Consider the following 21,231-nt stretch of genomic DNA (forward strand, 5'->3'; position numbering starts at 1 on the left):
TTGCATCATCATTTAATCAACTTTAACCCGTTTTTGATAATGATTTTAAGTGCTCAATTCTAATTTTTGCTGGCGGGTGACTATCATGATAAGCAGAAAATACTGGGTCAGGCGTCAAGGTGCTAGCATTGTCTCGGTACATTTTTAATAGAGCTGAAATCAGATGTTCGGCTCCAACATGTTGAGCAGCGAACGCATCAGCCTCAAACTCGTGTTTGCGGCTTTTCATTGCCCCAATTGGCCCCATAAAAAAGAACATAACAGGTACGGCTGTCATAAATAATAAAAGGGCAATTGCTGGCGATTGATCTTGCATACCCAGGCCTGTATAAAACTGTGGCAATTGAATTAACCAACCTAATAAAGCCAATCCGATTAAGCTGTAGATTGTACCTTCAATTAAACGTTTGCGAATATGACCGTGTTTAAAATGGCCAAGTTCATGAGCAAGAACCGCCTCGACTTCTTCTGGCGTTAAGGTTTCTAGCAAAGTGTCAAAGAAGACAATGCGCTTGTTTTTACCCATGCCGGTAAAATAGGCATTACCATGGCCGGATCGAGAAGATCCATCCATTACAAAAATACCATTAGATTCAAATCCTGTACGTTCAAGTAAATTAGTAATGCGGGTTTTCATTTCTTCATCTTCAAGCGGCGTAAATTTATTGAAAATAGGCGCGATCCATTTAGGGTAAGCCCACATAACAATCAGTTGAAACGCCATCCAAACTATCCAAGTATAAAACCACCAGGCCTGGTCAATAAAGTGCGTCATAATACTTAAAACAACCCAAATCAAGGGTAATCCCAACGCTAAAATTAGAACCCATTGTTTGAGTAAGTCGGTTATAAACTTCATTGGGCTAGTTTTATTAAAGCCAAATTCGGCTTCAATTTTAAACGTACTCATAATGGCGAAAGGTAAGTGCAAGATGGATAAGAACCATAGGGTTGACAGAATAAAAGCCACTTCCATCCATTGCGTTTCAAGGCCACTTTGTTGCCAAAGAGAATAAATGTTTTGAAACCCGCCACCTAAGGTCATAAACCATAAGACAGCCGCATCATAAAAAAGCCCTAAGCGACCAAGCTGTAATTTTGCACGACTATAGTCTGCGGCTTTTTGGTGTGCTTCTAGGCTGACGACATCAGCAAAATCAGGTGGAACCTGTTCACGATTCTTTCCAATGTGAAACTGGTTTTTGATATTTAACCAGACTTCAATTATCAAGTTTAAAATTAGGGCGATTAAAAAAAGTGGTGTAATCCAATTCATGTAAAACCTATTTATTTATCTATTTCTGATTATGGGTAACTGTGTTTTCTATCGGAATTCTACGTTAATATAGTCGTATATTGTAAGTTAAGAGCCGTTATCACGATAGGCATTGATAACAAAACTAGGGTAATTAGTCTTGTTGTTAAGAGTTTTAAAGGGTTTGAGCGGTGACTGTATAAAGAGAATGAGTGATGAAGTCAGATAAAAATTTAATTTGGATAGATCTTGAGATGACAGGCCTTGAGCCCAAAGAGCACAAAATTATTGAGATTGCGACAGTCGTTACAGACAGTGATTTAAATGTGTTAGCAGAAGGGCCGGTTTTAGCCATTCAAACTCAACAATCTGAATTAGATAAAATGGATGACTGGTGCACAACACATCATGGTAACTCAGGTTTAACCAAGAGAGTTCAAGACAGCACTGTTACTATGCAGCAGGCAGAAGAATTAACGATTGAGTTTTTAAAAGATTATGTACCCGCTGGTAAATCGCCTATGTGTGGTAATAGCATCTGCCAGGATCGACGTTTTATGGTTGAACAAATGCCAACTTTAGAAGCCTTTTTTCACTATCGCAATCTAGATGTGAGTACTTTAAAAGAGCTTGCAAGAAGGTGGGCGCCAAAAGTCTATCAATCGCACAAAAAAAGTGGAGCACATTTAGCTTTGGCAGATATTTTAGAGTCGATTGATGAACTGCAACACTACCGTAAATATATGCTCTTGGCAGAATACCAAAACTAGTTGTTTAAAGCCGTATTTATCAATCGAATTGATGTATTAAATGGTTATTTTTTATAAATCATGTGGAAACTGACCCAAAACACCGCGATTTCAAGTTTATTTAGTCAATAAAAACTTCCTCTTAAGGTTCTAAAGCATTAGAAAATCTTATATAATTCCCTCTTTGTCACATTAGAAAATTTGTGATCTTTTTAACTACATTTTAATCGTTTTTATTTCTGGTGAATCCGCTATAGGAATTTACATCAAAAAATGGAACGATTTATTACTAAGAGGACGATGTTGTGGAAATGACTGGTGCCCAAATCTTCGTAAATTATCTAGAAGATGAGGGAGTAGAGCATATATGGGGTTATCCAGGTGGGGCAGTATTGCCTATCTATGATGCCCTTGATACGGACGCTAAAAAATTAAGCCATATTTTAGTGCGTCACGAACAGGCTGCAGTGCATGCTGCAGACGGCTATGCGCGCTCTACAGGCAAACCAGGAGTGGTACTTGTAACGTCTGGCCCTGGTGCAACTAATGCGGTAACAGGGATAGCAACAGCTTATATGGATTCAATTCCAATGGTTTGTATTACTGGTCAGGTGCCAACAGCACTGATTGGCTTAGATGCTTTCCAAGAGATTGATACTGTTGGGATTACAAGACCTATCGTAAAACACAACTTCTTAGTTAAGGATGTTAATGATCTTGCTATTACGCTCAAAAAAGCATTTTATTTAGCAACAACAGGCCGACCTGGCCCTGTTGTGATTGACATTCCAAAAGATATCCAAAACGCCAAAAGCTCCTATGTGTATCCACAAGAAGTTGATATGCGCTCCTACCTGCCTGTAACAAAGGGCCATAGTGGACAAATTAAGAAAGCTGTAGAAATGATGCTTTCGGCGAAACGACCGATTTTATATACTGGTGGCGGTGTTATTTTAGGTGATGCTTCGGCAGAGCTTACTGAGTTAACGCATAAATTGGGTTTCCCAATTACTCAAACCTTAATGGGCTTGGGTGCGTTCCCAGCATCAGATAAACAGTCTTTAGGCATGCTGGGTATGCACGGTACATATGAAGCTAATTTAGCAATGCATAACAGTGATGTGATTATTGCAATTGGTTCACGATTTGATGACCGAGTCACAGGTAATCTTGAAAAGTTTTGTCCTGATGCAAAAATCATTCATGTAGATATTGACCCTGCGTCTATTTCTAAAAACGTATTGGTTGATATTCCTATTGTTGGGCCTGTTAAGCAAGTTTTAACAGAAATGAATGCCATTTTAGATAAGACAGAGCTAAAGTCAGATGCAGAAGCGATAGCCGATTGGTGGACTCAAATTGAAGAGTGGCGTGCAACGAAATGTTTACGTTATGACACGATGGGTTCAAAAATCAAACCTCAAGCAGCGGTTGAATCTGTTTGGCGAGCAACGAATGGAGATGCCTATGTCTCGTCTGATGTTGGTCAGCACCAAATGTACGCAGCGCAATATTACCCATTTGACAAACCACGTCGTTGGATCAATTCAGGTGGTTTAGGCACAATGGGCTTTGGTTTGCCAGCGGCAATGGGTGTACAAATGGCTCATCCTGAAGCAATCAGCGTTTGCATAACGGGTGAAGGTTCTATTCAAATGAACATTCAAGAATTATCGACCTGTTTACAGTACGGATTACCTGTCAAAATCATCTGCTTAAATAATGGTTTCTTAGGTATGGTTCGTCAATGGCAGGAGTTCTTTTATGAGCGTCGTTATTCGATGTCTTATATGGAGTCTCTACCAGATTTTGTGAAGTTGGCTGAATCTTATGGTCATGTTGGTGTTCGTATCGAAGATCCAAAAACGTTGGATGCTCAGTTAGAAGAAGTTTTTTCTGACAAGTATAAAGACCGTTTGGTATTTGTTGACATCCTAACGGATCAACAAGAAAACGTTTACCCAATGATTCCTGCAGGTGCAGGCCTTAATGAAATGATTTTGGTATAGGGGCAGACGATGAAACATATTATTTCAATGTTAATGGAAAATGAGTCAGGTGCACTTTCACGTGTTGCTGGATTGTTTTCAGCTCGTGGCTATAACATTCATGCATTAACGGTAGCTCCTACCGAAGACGATTCACTCTCTCGCTTAACTCTGGTGACAAGTGGAACATCTGCTCAGGTAGAGCAGATTGTTAAACACTTAAACCGTTTAATTGATGTAGTCAAAGTTTTAGATTTAACAGAAGGTACACATATTGAGCGTGAACTGATGTTAATTAAACTTTCTGCTACTGGAGAGATGCGTGAAGAGTATAAGCGTTTAGCCGATATTTTTAGAGGTGACATCATTGATGTGACTTCAACGACTTATACTGTGCAAATGGTAGGTGAATCTAAAAAATTAGATGCCTTTATTGATGCAATTGATCCTGTATTAATTCTTGAAACAGTGCGTTCAGGAACGGTAGGGGTTATGCGTGGAGAAAAGTGTTTACACATATAGATAAGTCGTTGATAATGCCCGCATAAAGTGAGTGGGTATAAAGAATGAATTATTTAAAAGCCAATTTTAATATTTACCCAATTTAAACAATTATTTAGTAACAACGAATACCTTGAATACAGGGTGTTCATTAAAAGTAAGGATATAACAATGCAAGTTTATTACGATAAAGACTGCGATCTATCAATCATCCAAGGTAAGAAAGTTGCCATCATCGGTTTTGGTTCTCAAGGGCATGCTCACGCAGCTAACCTACAAGACTCTGGTGTTGATGTCACTGTTGGTCTTCGTCCTGGTTCTTCTTCAATCGCTAAAGCAGAAGGTTACGGCCTAAAGACTGCTGACGTTGCAACAGCTGTTGCAGGTGCTGACGTTGTTATGATTCTTACTCCAGATGAGTTTCAATCAGTTCTTTATAAAGAAGAGATTGAACCTAACATCAAGCAAGGTGCTGTTTTAGCATTTGCTCACGGTTTTGCAATTATCTATAACCAAGTTATTCCTCGTAAAGATTTAGACGTAATCATGATTGCTCCAAAAGCACCTGGTCACACTGTACGTTCTGAATTTGTTCGTGGTGGTGGTATTCCTGATCTTATCGCTGTACAGCAAGATGCATCTGGAAACGCTAAAGAAATCGCTTTATCTTACGCTTCTGGTGTAGGTGGTGGTCGTACAGGTATCATCGAAACTACGTTCCGTGACGAATGTGAAACTGACCTATTTGGTGAGCAAGCAGTTCTTTGTGGTGGTGCAGTTGAGCTTGTTAAAGCTGGTTTTGATACACTTGTTGAAGCTGGATATGAGCCAGAAATGGCATACTTTGAGTGTTTACACGAGCTTAAGTTGATTGTAGATCTAATGTTTGAAGGTGGTATTGCAGACATGAACTACTCAATCTCAAATAACGCTGAATATGGTGAATATGTTACTGGTCCTCAGGTTATTAATGATGAGTCTCGTGCAGCAATGCGTCAAGCATTGAAAAACATTCAGTCAGGTGAATACGCTAAACAGTTCATTTTAGAAGGACAAGCTGGTTACCCATCAATGACAGCTGCTCGTCGTAATAACGCTGAGCACGGAATTGAAGTAGTTGGTAAAAAACTACGTGGTATGATGCCTTGGATTGCGTCGAATAAGATCGTAGACCAAGACAAAAACTAATTTTTTAGCGGCTTGTTTTGCCAATCTCTGCGTTGGTTAATGACTCGCTTACTAAATGTAAGCTTCGCCATTAACCGCCTTGACCTTGACAAAAATGCTCGCTAAAAATGGTTTGTTTCAAAACCCTGTAAACCTCTTCGGTTTATGGGGTTTTTTATTGTCTAAAATTTAAGTTTTCCAAAATTTGCCAGGCCAGGTAGATTGGCTTGTTTTGCCAATCTCTGCGTTGGTTAATGACTCGCTTACTAAATGTAAGCTTCGCCATTAACCGCCTTGACCTTGGCAAAAATACTCGCTAAAAATGGTTTGTTTTAAAACCCTGTAAACCTCTTCGGTTTATGGGGTTTTTTATTGTCTAAAATTTAAGTTTCCCAAAATTTGCCAGGCCAGGTAGATTGGCTTGTTTTGCTAATCTCTGCGTTGGTTAATGACTCGCTTACTAAATGTAAGCTTCGCCATTAACCGCCTTGACCTTGGCAAAAATGCTCGCTAAAAATGGTTTGTTTCAAAACCCTGTAAACCTCTTCGGTTTATGGGGTTTTTTATTGTCTAAAATTTAAGTTTTCCAAAATTTGCCAGGCCAGGTAGATTGGCTTGTTTTGCCAAACTCTGTGTTGTCGATAGGTTCGTTTAGTACACTAAATTTCACCAAGCTCCGCCTTGACCTTGGCAAAAACGCTCGCTAAAAATGATTTGTTTTAAAACCCTGTAGATCAATTGAATTACGGGGTTTTTTATTGTTTGGAGATTGCTGAATTTAACTTTTACCAGGCCTGGTAAAGGTGTTTAAGTGTTCATTGCCTGTAAAGAAATGTATGTAAATGTGTACAAAGTTGAGCAAAAAGAGGAGTCTTAATAAGAGGTGCATTTATTTAGAAAATAAAGTGGGTGTTTATTTCAAAAAGCAAAATAGAAACCAATGGGTCAAAAGACAGTTTTTTGAATTAAATTTTTTTCAAGTATTAGTCTGTATTGGAGTTTTAGGCGGTATTTTATTTGCATTAGGCAAAGTTTTGCCGGCATTGCACTATTTAGAATGAGTATATGGTTATAGGGAACGGTACTCCTAGCTAGAAAATTGTTTGTTACAGTCCTTGATTGACAATTGATATGCATAAATATACGCAATATTGTCTGAAAAATAAAAAAATGGATAAGAAGTCTTATTTGATGGCTCAGGTGGCCTGGAACCTGCTAAATACTTTGCCTAGTGAAAAAGTTTGCCGTCTTCTCTTTATCGCTTATGAAAAGTGAAAAGAGTGTCTGTTTGAAGAATAAGCGATATTTTTAAAGCACAGTTGAATCCTAACAAGGTTTAGCTGTCTAAATGTTCTCAGTTTTCATTTTATGTAGAGCTTTGTTTGACTGTTTCAAAGAGGATTCAGTTGAAAAGTAGGCAAAATATCATTGCTTGTTATGATGCTTATCATCCTGACGAGACTATCTCAAGTATCAAAATCTCAATTTAATTAAAGTATTTAAAGAATAAATCCAAGACGAAGGCGTCATTCTCATTTGTTTGGGATTGATGCCTTTTTTGTTTGGTCTGAAAAGAGTGATAAGAATGCAAAATACCGAAAAAGATGTATCTAATTTAGGGGTGATAGTATCCAAAACCGATTTGAACGGAACGATTTTGGAGGTCAATGACGCTTTTGTAATTGCTAGTGGCTACAGTAAGCAAGAGTTAATTGGTCAACCTCATAATATAGTAAGGCATCCTGATGTCCCCAAAGCAGTTTTTGCAGACATGTGGATGACGCTGAAGGCTGGTTCTCCCTGGGTGCAAATTGTAAAAAACCGTTGTAAAGATGGAAGTTATTATTGGGTGGAGGCAAATGTTACCCCGGTATTAGAAAAAGGGAAAATAGTTGGTTATTTATCGATAAGAAAACCGGTTAGCAATGAAATAAAACAATCTGCATCGACTCTCTATAAAGAGATTGATTCAGGTCGAAAATCGATTCGTTATGGCTATATTCGTGATGGATTTCAACGTCTGTGTGTATTTGATAAGATTCATCCGATTAATTTGATGATTACAATGGTGGCTATTCTAGGAGTGATATTAGTAGGAGAAGTTTCTGGATTGCTTAATCTATCAATTGAAATAGCAATAGCAATCAGCTTGTTTTTTATAGGTTACTCTTATGCAGGGAGGCAGTATGCTTTCAGTCGTTTAGGTAAAGCCAAAATTGTTATAGATAAAATGCGCGAAGGTGACTTTTCGGGGCAGGTTAATTACTATGGTAATCACTCTTTAAGCCGACTGATATCTTCGGTAAAAATGATGCAAGTGCAGTTAGGTGCTAGCTATGTAGATGCTCAAGAAAAGCTGAAAATCAGTATGCGTCTTAAATCTGCTTTAGATAATGCATCTTCCTGTGTGATGATGGTGAATCATCACGGCGAAGTGATCTATGTTAATAAACAACTGCACACTTTCTTTGAAACAAATATTGACGAAGTGAGAAAGAGTTCGCAAAGTTTTGATCTTTCAAAGTTGATTGGCTGTAAATTAAATAGTATCTGTCCAAATGTATTTTTTAAAGACTTGAGTCAGATGAAGCAGTCTGAAGAAGAAATTGGCTTGTTGAAGGTTCAACTATCAGTTATTCCAGTTAAAGATAGTGATGGTATAAGTATCGGTTCAATTATTGAATGGCAGGATATGACACAACAGCGTTTGATTGAGCAAGAATTACAATCAACATTGCGTATGGCTTCCACTGGGCATACTGCATTGCATATTGATACTGGAAATCTATCTGGATTTTATTTAGACACTTCGAATAATGTGAACTCATTACTAGAAGAACTTAACGCCATTATTGAAAGTATGGTTTTTGTTATGACTAAGTTGGCTATTGGAGATATTCGTGGTCGTGTCGAAAAAGATTTACAAGGCTCTCTTGCCGCAATGAAAGGGGCGACAAACGTCTCTTTGGATAATTTGAGTGCGATTGTGTTACATATTAAACGTGCTGCAGAAACAGTGGGTTTAGCGGCTGAAGAATCGTCCAAAGCAGCACTCGATCTTTCAGATAGAACACAGCAAGCAGCCGCTGCGTTGGAAGAAATCAATGCTTCGATGACAAATATGAGCGATTTGCAGCACGAGAATACAGCAGAATTGACTGCTGTGAACGATACAGCGCACTTAACCGTTGATGACAATAAGGTAGCAAAAGAATCTCTTGAGGCCACAGTCAGCTCTATACAACAAATCCAGAAGACTTCTGAAGAAATTGCAAATATTATTACTATAATTGATGGCATTGCTTTTCAAACAAACTTGTTGGCACTAAATGCAGCAGTGGAAGCAGCTCGAGCTGGCGAGCATGGTCGAGGTTTTGCAGTGGTTGCTGGTGAAGTAAGAACGCTTGCACAAAAATCTGCAGAAGCAGCAAAAGATATTAAAGGGTTAATAGATAGCTCAGTAAATAAGGTCAATGAAGGGGTTTCTAAGGTCTACGAAACTCAAAAGGCATTTGAATCTGTTGATGAACGTGTCAGTAACATTGGTCAAGCGATGAAAATAGTACTTGCATCTATTCAAGAACAGCAACATTCGGTAAGTGAAATCGCTTTAGCAATCAGTAACCTTGATTCTAATATTCAAAGTAATGCAGCTTTAGTAGAAGAGTCTTCAAGTGCTGCTGTATCACTTAAGGAGCAGGCAGTGCTTCTGAATGCTGAAACGAGCAAGTTTGTTATCAATGAAAGCGAAGCTGAAAAATTAATTCAGCATTCAAATGAAGTTTATGGTGTTAAGTTGTCGGATATTCGTCAAAACATGCGTGTTTGGAGAAGTAGTGTTCAAACATTTTTAAATGGAATACCTACTTCTCTAGAATTAGAAAGTGCTATTAATCCAAGTGCTTGCGGAGTTGGTAAGAGTTTGGCAACGATAATCAGTAGAGCGCCTGAGATATCCAATTTCCCTGAGTATCGCAAAGTTGACGATTTACATATTAGGCAACATGAACTTGTTAAAGAGGCCATAGAAATTATGGATAGCCACTCGGTATTGTCGATTGATGAATTAAAAGAAAAGGATATTATTTTAGATGAATTTGTAAAAGTTACTGATCAGTTAGATATTGCTTTATCGGATTTAAATAGTGCAATAGTCCATCATGCGCAATAGGGTCAAACTACAAATAATGTTGAATAACCTTGTTTGAAAGTTGGAAAGCAGAGAATTTAAATAAATTCTTTAGTCGATTGTCATGATTATGATATAGATTGATTTTTCGACATTCTTCGGTAAGTATTGTTATATCAACCCCTGTAATTCTTAATGAGTTATGGGGTTTTTTATTGTCTTCGGTTTATGAATTTATATTTTACCAGGCCTGGTAAAACTTAAATATGGAGTATCAGTGATTTAAAATAGAATTTAAAATAACTTCTGGATCTTCTTCATTCGTTGTTAAAACTTGAATGTTATCTTGGCTTAAACGGTTGTTTAAGCCATCTCCTAAACCTTGTGTAATAAATACGTTAATCCCATAAAGAGGGTGGTCTGGGTTTTGAGATAAAGTGCCAGAGAAGTTTTTAAAAACTTCTTCTTTTGATAATTTAATATGAGATTTTTGAATATTGTTACTCTCATCAATATCATAGATTAAATAACCAGGACACTTGCCAGCATGCCCGCTGATAGTTTTTGCATTTGGGCTTGTAATCGCAATTTTCATACGCAGGCTCCTTAATTAAATAGTGTAAGCAATGGACTGTTTTTAAGCGGTTTAGCGTTATCACCCACGGTAACAACCGTAGTATTCGCAATGGCCATAATTTTTGTAGAGTCAGTCATATAGATGATTTGTTTAAAACAGACTTTGAGCTTAGATATTTGTATCGGTTCTACGGTAACTATAAAAGTATCATGAGCTCTTAGTGATGCTTTGTAGCTAATCTCAATATGATTAACCATTAAGTTAATACCTTGTTTGGCGAGTTGTGCAAAATCTATTTTATGGTCAAGCAAATAGCGATGACGGGCGTGCTCAAAATAATGTTGGTAATGTGCATTATTAACCACGCCTTGAATATCACATTCGTGATCTCTTGCTTCCATTGTTAACTTAAAAACATCCTTGTTAGTTTGATTCATGGTTGTGTCTTAGTGTTTGTCATTACAAATTTGTTGTAAATAAACAGCTTTACTGGTCTTGACTAAGAACAAAAGCACAATGAATAGTAAAAATAGATGAATAGCTACAGCAATATAAAAATAGATTTCATGTGAAGAAATATGAGCCATTTTATAACTTGCTATAGCCATAGCCGCTAATGGAAAGGTGAATGCCCACCAGGATAAAGCAAACGACAGCTTCATAAATTTGCCCGCAGAGACGAGCATTAAAAGTGTCATCGCTAAACCAAAAAAGTATAAAACTATGGCGAACTGATTCATTTCTTGATTATTTAAAGCAAGATATGAAATAAAGCCCACTGCAGGCGGAGCGATAAAAATAAATAAAGTCGGAATAAGACGTTCTTGTAAAGGCGTATGAAAGATAATTCTGTTTACTAAAATGGCTTTTACTACCAACCAAAAAATAATCCCAACTGAGAAAAAGAACCAACTTAGTTCTACAGGTGCATGATGAACACCGACAATTGGCACAACAATATTACCCACAATAGGAATAAACCACGCTGGGTTAGAATGTTCAGGAGTAAAGAAATCATGGTGAACCCAGTTATACAATACCCAATAGGTTAGGCTTAATTGTAAAACTGCTCCAACTATCCATGTGTACTTTGAAATCTCAGTGTAGCCAAGTGTATAGAACGCAATACTTAGTAAAAGCATGCTTATGCTAATGGTTGGTACAAAGTTCATTTTAATGGGATGTTTAAGCTCAGCAATAACCTCTCTTGGAAATCTTACTATTTTGTAAAGATACATCAGTAACAACACTACAAACAGAAGCAGGGTAAGGTCTAGTGATATATTGACCAATGGTGAGGTGCTTGCGTATGCTTTTGATAGTTCTATAAAAGCAATGCTTAGACCTGTTAAGCCCATAATCATCCCAAAGAAACTGGCGGGAAAATAAGCAATATTTTGTAGTCTTTGTGACATGGTGTTCTCCAGATGATATGCGAAGAAAAGCTATTGGTTAGCGAAAAGAGCTTCTACGGTTTAATATTTTGGCTTTGTAGATAAAGCTACCAAAAGGGATAAGTGAAGCAATAAACCCAAGAGCGGCATATTTCTTTTTAAGTTTTAATTTAGAAATCGCAAAAAAGATAAATAAATTAAAAATAACAAATAAAGCTCCGTGAATAGGGCCGATAACGCTTACCGCTTCAGGCATGTCGCCAAGACGTTTTAGAGGCACAGCAATAAAAAGTAAAAGAAGCAAAGAGCTTCCCTCTAATATCGAAAGTGTTTTTAAAGTTTTCATACAATAAGCTCTTTTATTATGAGAATAGTTAACTCTACAAACTCATGAGTTTGTACAATTAACGATTCTTAAAGAATTTGAATAGAGTTGAAAACCTCTCAAAAATGATTTTGAGAGGTCACTTAGGAGAGTTGTTGGGTTTAAACGGCAACAACCGTTATGGTGCTTAACCACCACATTAACGCAATAGAACCAAACGTTAAAATGAGACCCCAAATAATGGCTTTGATACCAGTCATAACGTTATCCTCTTATTTACTTAATGTTGCATAGTAATCTGCTAATTCGCGGATTTCTTCATCGGTTAAGTCGTGTGTAAATTGTGCCATACCTTGGTTAACATCATTGTGACGATCTTTACCTTGGTATGCCTTCATGGTACGAATAAAGTATTCAGGAACTTGACCTGCAATTGCCGGTGTAATCCCTTTACCTTCACCGTGTGCACCATGACATGATGCACATGGCGTAATCATACGACTTACATCACCTTTACGAACCAGATGGTCGATTTTTGCTGATACTGGTTGTGCTTCAATTTGCCAAACTGTTGATGGGTTACTGGCATAAAATGCCGCTGCATCTGCAATTTGTTGATCATCCATCGCTCGTGCAAGTTTTACCATAATATTGGCTTGCTTGTATGATTCCCAACGACGACCATCACGATAGTCCAACATCATTTTCATGGTGTATTCTTTAGTTTGACCATTTAATGAGGCGTAATTACGTGATGGAGACTCACCTTTAACACCGTGACATGAATTACACATCATTTGTTCATGAATCTGTTGTCCACGAGTAGCATCACCTTGCGGCATTGTTTTTACTTTTTCCTCCAAAGAAAAGTTAGACCAAGGAGTTGTATGTGGCTTTTCACCATGACCAGCAGATAATGCAGCACTGCTAGCTAGAGTCGCCCCTACTAAGGTAGCGGCTAATAAAGTTTGTTTTAACATATCTTTTCTACCTTAATTATGAGAATACATCTTTAACAAATTCACGCTGCCAGTTCTTTTGATAAACGGCCTCTAGAATAGGTTGTGCAGGCTTATCTGTAATAGGTGAAACACCTGCAGACTTACCTTTTGGTTGGATTAAACCATCTTTAACCTCATAAATAGCGGCAATAGAAACACCATAGTTCTCACCCGCTAGACTGTAGCAAACGTTTGAGTAAATGGCAGTTCCTGGCGTTTTGCCTTTAAGTGTATCTGCTACAGCTTGTGCACAAACTTTAGCTTGTGAGTTAGCTGAGTAACCTGATTTAGGCATAGCATCGGCAATTGAACTGTCACCTAAAACATAAACACTTTCTTGAATCTCAGATTCCATGGTATTGCGTTTAATTGGACACCAACCTGATCTATTTGTTAATCCAAGTTTCTGTGCTAAAACACCAGCACGCTGATTAGGAATGATATTAATTAGATCTGCTTTAATTTCACCCGTGTCAGTTTCCACTGTTTTTGTAGCGGCATCTAAGCCAATTACGCGACCACCTTCTGAACCTGGAACCCATTCAATAATAGAGTTCTCTGTTTTAAAGCCATAAAGTCTTTCCCAAGCCTTTTTAAAAGGAATGTCTTTGGTAAAACGTTCTTTAGGGTCTAAAACAATCAATTTAGCCGTTGGGTTATGATTTTTAAAATATTCCGCAAAGAAAGATGCTCTTTCATACGGCCCAGGAGGGCAGCGGAAAGGATTTTGTGGAGGAGAAATAATCGCTGTACCACCTTGACGCATAGCTAAAAGTTGCTCTCTTAGTTTTAAAGTTTGAGGGCCAGCTTTGTATGCGTGAGGAAAATCGGTAGCGGCTAACTCCGCTGTATAACCTTCGTAATCTTCGAATTTAAAATCAATACCAGGTGAAACAACTAATTTGTCATAGCTGAACTTGTCACCTTTTGCGGTTGTTACCGTTTTAGTATCAAAATCTGCACCAACAACCTTATCAATAACCACGTTTACATTATATTTAGAGCGAATGGTGTCTAAGTTGAAAGTAAGTTCATCTAAGGTATGCATGCCAACAATAACATCATTACTTCTTAAGCACGTAATGTACTCTGGCTCTTGTTCAATAATGGTGATTTTGACATCAGGATCAGCAAAACGTAGGTATTTAGCAAAGGTAGATCCACCAACACCACCACCTAATACAACAACATGAGCCGCCGATTTTGCAAAAGCTTTAGAACTTGCACCAAAAATACCTGTACCAGCAACCGCCGTAGCACCAAAAATTTTAACTAAGTCACGACGAGTGATTTTACTGTCGAATGTTTTGTTTTCTAGCTGGCTCATTTTTGACCTCCTGTCGCTTGAGCATCTGCTTTGTCATTAAGTTGAAGCTCTTCATTTAGGCTTGTGTTTTCCCATTGTTTAATAGGTTGTTTTACAAACCATGCTGCCATTGCATCAATTTCAGCATCAGTGAATCCACGAGCTACTCGATCCATAATAACGGCTGGACGAGTACCATCACGGTAAGCAAGCATTGCTCTAGTAAACTGTTCAACAGGCATGCCTGCAAGTGGTGGCATGGCTTCTAAAAATTCTTGACCATTAGTACCGTGACACGGTGCACATTGCCAAGCCATTGCCGCACCTGATGCAATTGGATTTTGTGCTTCAGCAAAAGCTGGTTGAGTTAAAACCATAGCTGAAGTGCTTAGTAGGGCACTTATTAATAATGTCTTTTTCATATTCTTCTCCTATTGTGCCCAGGTATAAAAACCGATTACAAAGAATTGCACAGTCCATAACACCATTACCCAAAGAGCAATAGTTCCCATTTTATTAACCATTGGGCTTGGAGTATAAACACCTACTGTTTGACCAGCTTGCCATGCAATCGTTAAGAAGTAAGCTAAAACAGAACCACCCACTACTGCAAAGGTTACAAAGAACAGACCAGTTGAATACCAGTCCATCACAACTTTATAGTCCATAAAGTTATAGCCAAAGAAACCGTCTAAAATTCCATAACGTAACATTTCTCTTGAAATCGACACTACTAAACCGATTACTAATGCCATTGGTAGAGCCATATAGCTACAGAACATTGCATTGCCACGTAAACGGATTTGTGCCCAGATAGCGTAGAAAAGAACCATAACGCCACCGATAATGCCCCAGAATGAAGTTGCAAAATTACCAGCAGTTTCCGGAATTGTCATCATCCATGCAACATAAAGAGCAGCAGAAATAACAGAACCTACTTTAATCCATTTTTTACCAACTTCGGCAGCCCAGTCGAGGTATTCGTGATCAGCATCTTCGCGAACCATTTTAAAGCGACGATAAGTCACCAACATACCACCAGTTACAGGAATAGCCATGCTGATAAAGAACGCAAAACGCCATAAATTATATGCATGTAATTTAGAACCAGAATAATCAAGCACACCATTTTGCAGATACCACTCTTTCCAAAGTTCTGGGTGCAGGATTTGTGACGTTAAGCTGTGCATAATAAAACCAACAGTTAACATTAATGCCAAGCTAATTAACATCCAAGCTTTGCCTTTAGGCTCTTTAGTTTTATCTTTTTCTTTACTGTTTAGGAAGTAGTAGCCGTACATAGCCCAATAAGCAAAGATAAGAATTACAATAAAGGCAATAACCCATACCGCTGATAAAACATTAGATGTGTACCAGTGAGGGTCATATACGACCTGTACAAACAACAACGGTGCCACGCCAATAACAATAGCTACTGATACAGAAACCTTAGCTATTTCTAACATTGCTGCACCTAAACGACGCCATTTGGCATCATTTTTAAAAGCACCAAAAATGGTAATGGCAGAGGTTCCTAACATCAGCTGTACAAATAAAATATGTAGAGCAAACGTTAATACACCAAGCCCTATAAAAATAATTGGGTAGGTTGGTACACCCGCTGGATTACGCAGGGCGTACATCATCTCAGTGATCTGAGCTACTTGAGAAGCATCCATTATTTCACCTCCTGTGAGATAGTTGCAGAGGCAACTTTGTCAGCTGCATTTTTTTCTGCAAGAGCACGATTACGGTCGTCAACTTCTTGTTTGATTGCAGCAACAACAGCATCTTGACCTTGATTTTTATTCATTACTAAGAACGCAGATAGTGCTGTTACTTCAGAATCTAACATTGGCATTTTTGGCATATAAGCAATATTACCTGTTGTTAAAACACCTTTAACATATTGCTCCATTCGTGCTTGTGTAATGCCATCAGGGAAGTAGCGGTGAAGTGGACGAATCCCGGTTTTACTTGGTGAGTGGCAGTTAGAGCAATACACCATTGCAATATATTCACCTGCTTGGATCTTATTACCATCGGTAACGGTTTTTAGAGCGTCAGGTGTAAAAGGATGAGCTTTTAAAATACCAACTCTTTCAATGGTTGGTAATTGTGACTTAATGTCCATACCTGGCACGTCTCTACCAATAACTTGGTTAGAGTAAACGTATTGACCCGCAACCCAAGGTTTACGCATAGATTCACGAGCAGTCTCTTCAGGCCATAATCCCGCAACAAGAATAATAACGGTCATTGCACCTGCAAAGCCTTCAACCAATACCTGAGGGCGAAGCATTGTAATGACAAAGTAGGTTAATGTGCCCGCTAGTACTGCCATAATGCTTGGTACAAAATAGGTTGGTAGACGGTTTTCCATAACCAGTAAAGCTTGATCTGGAACTGATGTTAAATACCACTGGAATAAAAGAGCACCAGAAATAGTCGAGATAATACCTAACCAACCCAATTTACGAGCCATCTCTTTTTTGAATGCTGGGTCTTTAATGCCTGCAACAACAATACCACCAACGACCGCAGTCATTGTGAACATAAATGCAATACGCATTGCGGTTTGAATAAAGGTATTTGTTCCGTAGAAGCCATTTAAGTAACCACCTTCAGTAAACCACTGCTCTTTACCAGGAAGCATCATGAATGACAAGATACCAACGATAATGATTAGAGTTGCGAAAGAAGCAATACCAAAAATGATAGAAATCTTCATGTGAGTTCGCTTATCAACTTTACCTACTAGGTAAACGATCATGTAAACACCGACAACTTCGATAACGAAGAATACCCACTCAGTAGCCCATTTCCATACAAATGAGTGAATTAAAGCTCCAATACCATTTGGACTAGCAACGGTTGTTGAATACCAAATACCAGGTCCAGTAATCGAGCCGGCAACATAGGTAAAGACCATTAAGAAAAGACCATATTTCTTAATAAAATCAAGAAGATCATCTCGATCTTCGCGGTAAGCTTTGTGCGAAAGGTATGCGAACAACATAGCAGCACCCACAGATGTGTGAGATGCAAGTACGTGGAAGGTCGCAATCAGCGCCACTACCCAGCCAGAACCAACCATCGGTTCAAACCACGTAGGATAAAGGCTAATCAAATCCATGTGAATTTCCTTATTATTAATAGGGTTTATGTAGCATAAGATAAACTTATAAACTGGTGTTATTGTAAGAAATATATAGTGGGAATAGAATTCAAAATATTTTATTGATAGGGGTATGAAAAAATTTATGACTCTTGAGATTTGTCATAAACTTTTCTTAATTATACGTAAGATATTGTAGTATTGAGGAAAAGTGAATTAAAAGTAGTTATAGGGGGATAAAGATCTAAACCTTTACTAAAATTGGAGGTTAGTAAAGGTTTAAATGCAAAGATATTTAGTTTTTAAAAAATAAATTTAGAATTTGTGTTTGATGAGATTAATGGTTTGAGATCTGTTTCAAATAGAGATTCAACTTCCCATTCTTGATTACTTATACGGGTAATGACTTTAGCGGCCATTGCCGGAGAGTTACCAGAAATAGCTACCAATCGACCACCAAGAGTTAACTTATCTTTGTAAGCTTTTGGTGTTTCTGAAACTGAGCCTGTCAAAACAATAACGTCATACTCTTTACCATCTGGCCAATCTTGACTTCCATCACCGATTTGAAAATCGATATTCTCATAATTGGTTAAACGTTTTTTAGCTGTGGCCTGAATGTTTTCGTGTATTTCTACCGTAGTGACTGTTTTACCAAGGCTTGCCATTAATGCGGTTAAGTAGCCAGAACCTGTACCGATTTCTAAAACGTTATCGTTTTCATCAATATCTAAAGCCTGTAATAAACGGCCTTCAACTTTTGGTGCCATCATGGCTTCATCTTCACCAATAGGCAATTCAATGTCCATGTAAGCTAATTCTTCATTACCAGCATCTACAAATAGGTGTCTTGGAGTGTCCATTAATAAATCTAGAATTTTGGGATCTAAAACATCCCAAGGGCGGATTTGCTGTTCTACCATGAAAAAGCGCGCTTGATCTAGATTCATTTTTTAACCTTTATGTCTTGTATTAGTTCTTAAATATTTTTAGGTAGCGATTAACTGACCGAAAATTAGCTGACCAAAATTTTAGCCGACAGATTATATCTAATTCGTTCTCTTTTATAAACGCTTTGTTTGTTTGAAACGCTAAAAAAGCCATTAAATGCCATAATATTTAACAGTTTTTTACACAATAAGAATGAAAAGGCTATTATTTGTTTGTTGAATATGGCGTGTTGCTTAACTAATTATTAACGGGAGTTATTTGTATTGCCTCAGACAATAAATAATACTTTTATAAATAAAACTCCGTTTAAAGGTTACTCTGGATCGTTGTTAAAAAAATATCAACAAATTACTCATGTAGAGTTTTTACCAGGCCTGTATTCCGATAGTAGTTCACAAATTTGGTTGTTGCAGTTTAGTAATGAATTTAATAAATCTGGCTTTTCTGAGTGTGTGTTAAAAAGTTGTGATGATAACCAAGCGGTATTAAGCACGCCTTTTTGGGAAGCAATGAACCTACTGTTTGGTTTATCTTTAAAAAAAGCTTATCAAAATGCCTCTTATTCTTATCCACTTATATCTTCTCTTTGTCAGTTAAAAATACCTAACGCGATTGATTTACTTGTAGGGCAAAATCAAGCGGCTCTTGCAGTAGAAAAAATTTCTGGTTGTCCGCTTAGTTCAAGTCAACTGAGTATGAAAAATATCGAGCAGTTGAGTGATTTATTAATTGGTTTGCATCAATATTCAGTCAGTGGTTTTGGCAGAATTGAATTCCCTAAAATATCTACCACCAGTTTTTATGATTCAAATGTTTGGCGACAAAAAGTCACTGAAGCGATTGAAGTGCTTTCTCAAAAAAAGAGTATTGAATCGGTTTATATTGATCAAGCAATAGAGCTTGTAAAACAGATTGAATCTTCTAAAAATGTGCCGTTAATGATGGATTTACGTTGGGATCAATTTGCTCAAAATAATGGTGATATTACTGGAGTATTTGATTTAGATGCGTATGTATTTGCACCTGCGGAGTTGGACTTTGTTATGTTGGAATATTTATTAACCGCCCAACAAGCAGATGTTTTTAAAAAGCGTTATTTTTTGGCCACTAATTGCCAGGTGATTATTTCAAAAGAGCAAAGAGTGGTTTACCGAGTGTTATTTTATCTGATGAACGCATTGGGAGAAAAAGATATAGATAGATGGATGGCTCGGCCAGTGCTATTCACTGGCTGAATATTTTTCAATGTTCTAATGTTCCGGCAGTGATTGTTTGTGTATTTTGTACCAATTGATATAGCCATAAAAAGCCAATGCTAAATAGACAAGAAACATAGCAATCGTGACATAAAAACCAGTTTGCCAATATAAAGCGATAGCAAAGCTATCAATGACAATCCAATACAGCCAGTTTTCTATCACTTTACGAGCCATTAACACTGTTGTCATGACAGAAAATACCATTACAAGAGCATCTAAATAAGGTAGTTGTGTATCTGGATAGGTTGAAAGATATAAACCAATAAGACCCGAAACTACCAGGCCTGTAAAAATATAAATCAGGTGAAACTTTAATGGTTTATTGCTGATTTGTAATCTGTCTTCCACATCTGATTTTTTGTTCCAAAGCATAAACCCATATATGGCCATTGCCATGTAATAGAAATTAAGCAAGGCTTGCATGGGGAGCTGACCATCCCAAAATAGTACGGTATAAATTATTGTACTGATAAACGCTGACGGCCAGCACCAGACAGATTCTTTAGCCGCTAAAATTACATATAAAATACCTAAGCTAGCCGCCAACCATTCCCAGCCCGATTGAGCTAAAAAGGCTTGTAGAATATCATTGAATAGTTCATTACTCGCAAGCATTAATCACTGCTTTTTCGCGATCTGTACCAATTAATTTGATTACAAAAACCGTTTCAGGAATTTGCTCTAAAACATTTAGCATTTCTGTATCTAATGTATCCATGACGGCACGGTAGTCACCATAGATATGGGTGGACATGCTATTACGCTGAATACTCACACTTGTTTGTTTTTCTAAACGGTCAATAAAATCAATAATGGGTTGGCAGTATTTTTCGCGTAGTGGATACATGCTAATTTCAACGGATACTTTCATTGTGGTTCCTTTATTTTTCTGCACAAATTACAACAAATGTGCCTTGGTCATGACCAGGTAAGATGTCATGTTTTTTTTGATTGTTATGTTCAGGTAATACAGTCTGAACGCTAGTAAGGTTTTTATAACCTGCGTCATTTAAAAAGCCGCTAATCTGTTTATAGCTATAAAAAGTGGCATCACAATAGAACGGGCTGTCTGCTTTGTGAGCTTCATAAAGCTTGCCAAGTTCGGAGTTTTTTTCTAAAAAGGCAATGATGATTTTTCCATTTTCTTTCGTCACGCGTGCGGCTTCTTGATAAGCTTTTAGTGGGTCATCTAAAAAGCAAGTAGAGGTAATAAAGATGGCAAAATCAAACTCATTATCTGCAACGGGTAGCTGTTCAGCAGTACCTTCAATTAATGAAAGACCTCTTAACTTAGCTTGTTCACGCATCGCTAAAGCAGGTTCAATTCCGGTATCAATCTTAAGTGGTGCGGTAAAACGCCCACTGCCAGCACCAATTTCAATTCCTTTACCACTCGGTAAAAGTTGTTTGACAGCTGAAATTTCAGCTTGATATATGTCAGGATTTTCATCAAACCATTCATCATAGGTTGTTGCGTGGGATTCATACCCTTTGGTTTTAGCCATAAGATT

20 protein-coding genes are annotated in these 21,231 nt (G+C 37.7%); 6 read left to right on the top strand and 14 right to left on the bottom strand.

Annotated elements, in window-relative coordinates:
- Positions 1 to 22: 22 nt before the first annotated feature.
- The gene (locus ACORJQ_RS05590; protein ID WP_321326750.1) at positions 23 to 1,276 is read right to left on the bottom strand and encodes a M48 family metallopeptidase; all 1,254 of its coding nucleotides are present in this window, start codon (positions 1,274 to 1,276) and stop codon (positions 23 to 25) included.
- Between the two features lie 194 nt (positions 1,277 to 1,470).
- On the opposite strand from ACORJQ_RS05590, the gene orn reads away from it, so the two are divergent.
- From orn to ACORJQ_RS05615, 5 genes are all read left to right on the top strand, one after another.
- Positions 1,471 to 2,025 carry an oligoribonuclease gene (orn, locus tag ACORJQ_RS05595; protein WP_321326752.1) on the top strand — a complete coding sequence of 185 codons (555 nt, stop codon included), beginning with the start codon at positions 1,471 to 1,473 and terminating at the stop codon, positions 2,023 to 2,025.
- A 284-nt stretch (positions 2,026 to 2,309) separates the two neighbouring features.
- Positions 2,310 to 4,013: an acetolactate synthase 3 large subunit gene (locus ACORJQ_RS05600; protein ID WP_321326753.1), complete on the top strand. Its 1,704-nt coding sequence runs from the start codon at positions 2,310 to 2,312 to the stop codon at positions 4,011 to 4,013.
- Positions 4,014 to 4,022: 9 nt separating this feature from the next.
- The gene (gene ilvN, locus ACORJQ_RS05605; protein ID WP_321326755.1) at positions 4,023 to 4,514 is read left to right on the top strand and encodes an acetolactate synthase small subunit; all 492 of its coding nucleotides are present in this window, start codon (positions 4,023 to 4,025) and stop codon (positions 4,512 to 4,514) included.
- A 150-nt stretch (positions 4,515 to 4,664) separates the two neighbouring features.
- Positions 4,665 to 5,681 (top strand): ketol-acid reductoisomerase, encoded by a 1,017-nt coding sequence (gene ilvC / locus ACORJQ_RS05610; protein WP_321326756.1) that lies wholly within the window; start codon positions 4,665 to 4,667, stop codon positions 5,679 to 5,681.
- A gap of 1,564 nt (positions 5,682 to 7,245) precedes the next feature.
- Positions 7,246 to 9,831, top strand: coding sequence for a methyl-accepting chemotaxis protein (locus tag ACORJQ_RS05615; RefSeq protein WP_321326758.1), 2,586 nt, complete (start codon positions 7,246 to 7,248; stop codon positions 9,829 to 9,831).
- A gap of 232 nt (positions 9,832 to 10,063) precedes the next feature.
- Here ACORJQ_RS05615 and ACORJQ_RS05620 read toward each other — a convergent pair whose 3' ends face one another.
- The 10 genes from ACORJQ_RS05620 to ACORJQ_RS05665 form a co-directional block, all read right to left on the bottom strand.
- Positions 10,064 to 10,384: a NifB/NifX family molybdenum-iron cluster-binding protein gene (locus tag ACORJQ_RS05620; protein ID WP_321326760.1), complete on the bottom strand. Its 321-nt coding sequence runs from the start codon at positions 10,382 to 10,384 to the stop codon at positions 10,064 to 10,066.
- An 11-nt stretch (positions 10,385 to 10,395) separates the two neighbouring features.
- Entirely contained in the window at positions 10,396 to 10,803 is a 408-nt protein-coding gene (locus ACORJQ_RS05625) for an acyl-CoA thioesterase (RefSeq protein WP_321326762.1), read from the bottom strand.
- A 9-nt stretch (positions 10,804 to 10,812) separates the two neighbouring features.
- Entirely contained in the window at positions 10,813 to 11,781 is a 969-nt protein-coding gene (locus tag ACORJQ_RS05630) for an SLAC1 anion channel family protein (protein WP_321326764.1), read from the bottom strand.
- Between the two features lie 37 nt (positions 11,782 to 11,818).
- Entirely contained in the window at positions 11,819 to 12,106 is a 288-nt protein-coding gene (locus ACORJQ_RS05635; RefSeq protein WP_321326766.1) for a DUF3817 domain-containing protein, read from the bottom strand.
- 251 nt (positions 12,107 to 12,357) lie between these two features.
- Positions 12,358 to 13,065, bottom strand: a complete 708-nt coding sequence (locus ACORJQ_RS05640; RefSeq protein WP_321326768.1) for a c-type cytochrome — start codon at positions 13,063 to 13,065, stop codon at positions 12,358 to 12,360.
- A 16-nt stretch (positions 13,066 to 13,081) separates the two neighbouring features.
- Positions 13,082 to 14,413 (bottom strand): FCSD flavin-binding domain-containing protein, encoded by a 1,332-nt coding sequence (locus ACORJQ_RS05645; protein ID WP_321326770.1) that lies wholly within the window; start codon positions 14,411 to 14,413, stop codon positions 13,082 to 13,084.
- On the bottom strand, positions 14,410 to 14,814 hold the full coding sequence (locus ACORJQ_RS05650; RefSeq protein WP_321326772.1) for a c-type cytochrome: 405 nt from the start codon (positions 14,812 to 14,814) through the stop codon (positions 14,410 to 14,412). The genes ACORJQ_RS05645 and ACORJQ_RS05650 overlap by 4 nt, the downstream gene beginning before the upstream one ends.
- A 9-nt stretch (positions 14,815 to 14,823) precedes the next feature.
- Entirely contained in the window at positions 14,824 to 16,071 is a 1,248-nt protein-coding gene (locus ACORJQ_RS05655; protein WP_321326774.1) for a hypothetical protein, read from the bottom strand.
- Complete coding sequence (locus ACORJQ_RS05660) at positions 16,071 to 17,528, bottom strand: c-type cytochrome (protein ID WP_321326775.1); 1,458 nt, start codon at positions 17,526 to 17,528, stop codon at positions 16,071 to 16,073. The genes ACORJQ_RS05655 and ACORJQ_RS05660 overlap by 1 nt, the downstream gene beginning before the upstream one ends.
- Before the next feature lie 284 nt (positions 17,529 to 17,812).
- The gene (locus ACORJQ_RS05665) at positions 17,813 to 18,460 is read right to left on the bottom strand and encodes a protein-L-isoaspartate O-methyltransferase family protein (RefSeq protein WP_321326777.1); all 648 of its coding nucleotides are present in this window, start codon (positions 18,458 to 18,460) and stop codon (positions 17,813 to 17,815) included.
- A gap of 264 nt (positions 18,461 to 18,724) precedes the next feature.
- Here ACORJQ_RS05665 and ACORJQ_RS05670 point away from each other — a divergent pair, with 264 nt between their 5' ends.
- Positions 18,725 to 19,696 (top strand): hypothetical protein, encoded by a 972-nt coding sequence (locus ACORJQ_RS05670; RefSeq protein ID WP_321326779.1) that lies wholly within the window; start codon positions 18,725 to 18,727, stop codon positions 19,694 to 19,696.
- 15 nt (positions 19,697 to 19,711) lie between these two features.
- On the opposite strand, the gene pnuC is transcribed toward ACORJQ_RS05670, so the two are convergent.
- Genes pnuC through ACORJQ_RS05685 form a run of 3 tightly spaced genes read right to left on the bottom strand, consistent with a single transcriptional unit; the run spans position 19,712 to position 21,225 of the window.
- The gene (pnuC, locus tag ACORJQ_RS05675; protein ID WP_321326781.1) at positions 19,712 to 20,335 is read right to left on the bottom strand and encodes a nicotinamide riboside transporter PnuC; all 624 of its coding nucleotides are present in this window, start codon (positions 20,333 to 20,335) and stop codon (positions 19,712 to 19,714) included.
- Entirely contained in the window at positions 20,322 to 20,591 is a 270-nt protein-coding gene (locus ACORJQ_RS05680; RefSeq protein WP_321326782.1) for a YkoF family thiamine/hydroxymethylpyrimidine-binding protein, read from the bottom strand. Before ACORJQ_RS05680 ends, pnuC begins: the two co-directional genes overlap by 14 nt.
- 10 nt (positions 20,592 to 20,601) lie before the next feature.
- Positions 20,602 to 21,225 carry a class I SAM-dependent methyltransferase gene (locus tag ACORJQ_RS05685; protein WP_321326783.1) on the bottom strand — a complete coding sequence of 208 codons (624 nt, stop codon included), beginning with the start codon at positions 21,223 to 21,225 and terminating at the stop codon, positions 20,602 to 20,604.
- Between the last annotated feature and the right edge of the window lie 6 nt (positions 21,226 to 21,231).

Origin of the sequence: Thiomicrorhabdus sp., from assembly GCF_963662555.1 — a bacterium.
In the GTDB taxonomy this organism is placed as follows: domain Bacteria; phylum Pseudomonadota; class Gammaproteobacteria; order Thiomicrospirales; family Thiomicrospiraceae; genus Thiomicrorhabdus.

Bases quoted from the DNA above. Each gene is read 5' to 3' on its own strand.
- ACORJQ_RS05590 (WP_321326750.1), bottom strand. From the start codon at position 1,276: ATGAATTGGATTACACCACTTTTTTTAATCGCCCTAATTTTAAACTTG.
- orn (WP_321326752.1), top strand. From the start codon at position 1,471: ATGAAGTCAGATAAAAATTTAATTTGGATAGATCTTGAGATGACAGGC.
- ilvN (WP_321326755.1), top strand. From the start codon at position 4,023: ATGAAACATATTATTTCAATGTTAATGGAAAATGAGTCAGGTGCACTT.
- ilvC (WP_321326756.1), top strand. From the start codon at position 4,665: ATGCAAGTTTATTACGATAAAGACTGCGATCTATCAATCATCCAAGGT.
- ACORJQ_RS05615 (WP_321326758.1), top strand. From the start codon at position 7,246: ATGCAAAATACCGAAAAAGATGTATCTAATTTAGGGGTGATAGTATCC.
- ACORJQ_RS05620 (WP_321326760.1), bottom strand. From the start codon at position 10,384: ATGAAAATTGCGATTACAAGCCCAAATGCAAAAACTATCAGCGGGCAT.
- ACORJQ_RS05625 (WP_321326762.1), bottom strand. From the start codon at position 10,803: ATGAATCAAACTAACAAGGATGTTTTTAAGTTAACAATGGAAGCAAGA.
- ACORJQ_RS05630 (WP_321326764.1), bottom strand. From the start codon at position 11,781: ATGTCACAAAGACTACAAAATATTGCTTATTTTCCCGCCAGTTTCTTT.
- ACORJQ_RS05635 (WP_321326766.1), bottom strand. From the start codon at position 12,106: ATGAAAACTTTAAAAACACTTTCGATATTAGAGGGAAGCTCTTTGCTT.
- ACORJQ_RS05640 (WP_321326768.1), bottom strand. From the start codon at position 13,065: ATGTTAAAACAAACTTTATTAGCCGCTACCTTAGTAGGGGCGACTCTA.
- ACORJQ_RS05645 (WP_321326770.1), bottom strand. From the start codon at position 14,413: ATGAGCCAGCTAGAAAACAAAACATTCGACAGTAAAATCACTCGTCGT.
- ACORJQ_RS05650 (WP_321326772.1), bottom strand. From the start codon at position 14,814: ATGAAAAAGACATTATTAATAAGTGCCCTACTAAGCACTTCAGCTATG.
- ACORJQ_RS05655 (WP_321326774.1), bottom strand. From the start codon at position 16,071: ATGGATGCTTCTCAAGTAGCTCAGATCACTGAGATGATGTACGCCCTG.
- ACORJQ_RS05660 (WP_321326775.1), bottom strand. From the start codon at position 17,528: ATGGATTTGATTAGCCTTTATCCTACGTGGTTTGAACCGATGGTTGGT.
- ACORJQ_RS05665 (WP_321326777.1), bottom strand. From the start codon at position 18,460: ATGAATCTAGATCAAGCGCGCTTTTTCATGGTAGAACAGCAAATCCGC.
- pnuC (WP_321326781.1), bottom strand. From the start codon at position 20,335: ATGCTTGCGAGTAATGAACTATTCAATGATATTCTACAAGCCTTTTTA.
- ACORJQ_RS05680 (WP_321326782.1), bottom strand. From the start codon at position 20,591: ATGAAAGTATCCGTTGAAATTAGCATGTATCCACTACGCGAAAAATAC.
- ACORJQ_RS05685 (WP_321326783.1), bottom strand. From the start codon at position 21,225: ATGGCTAAAACCAAAGGGTATGAATCCCACGCAACAACCTATGATGAA.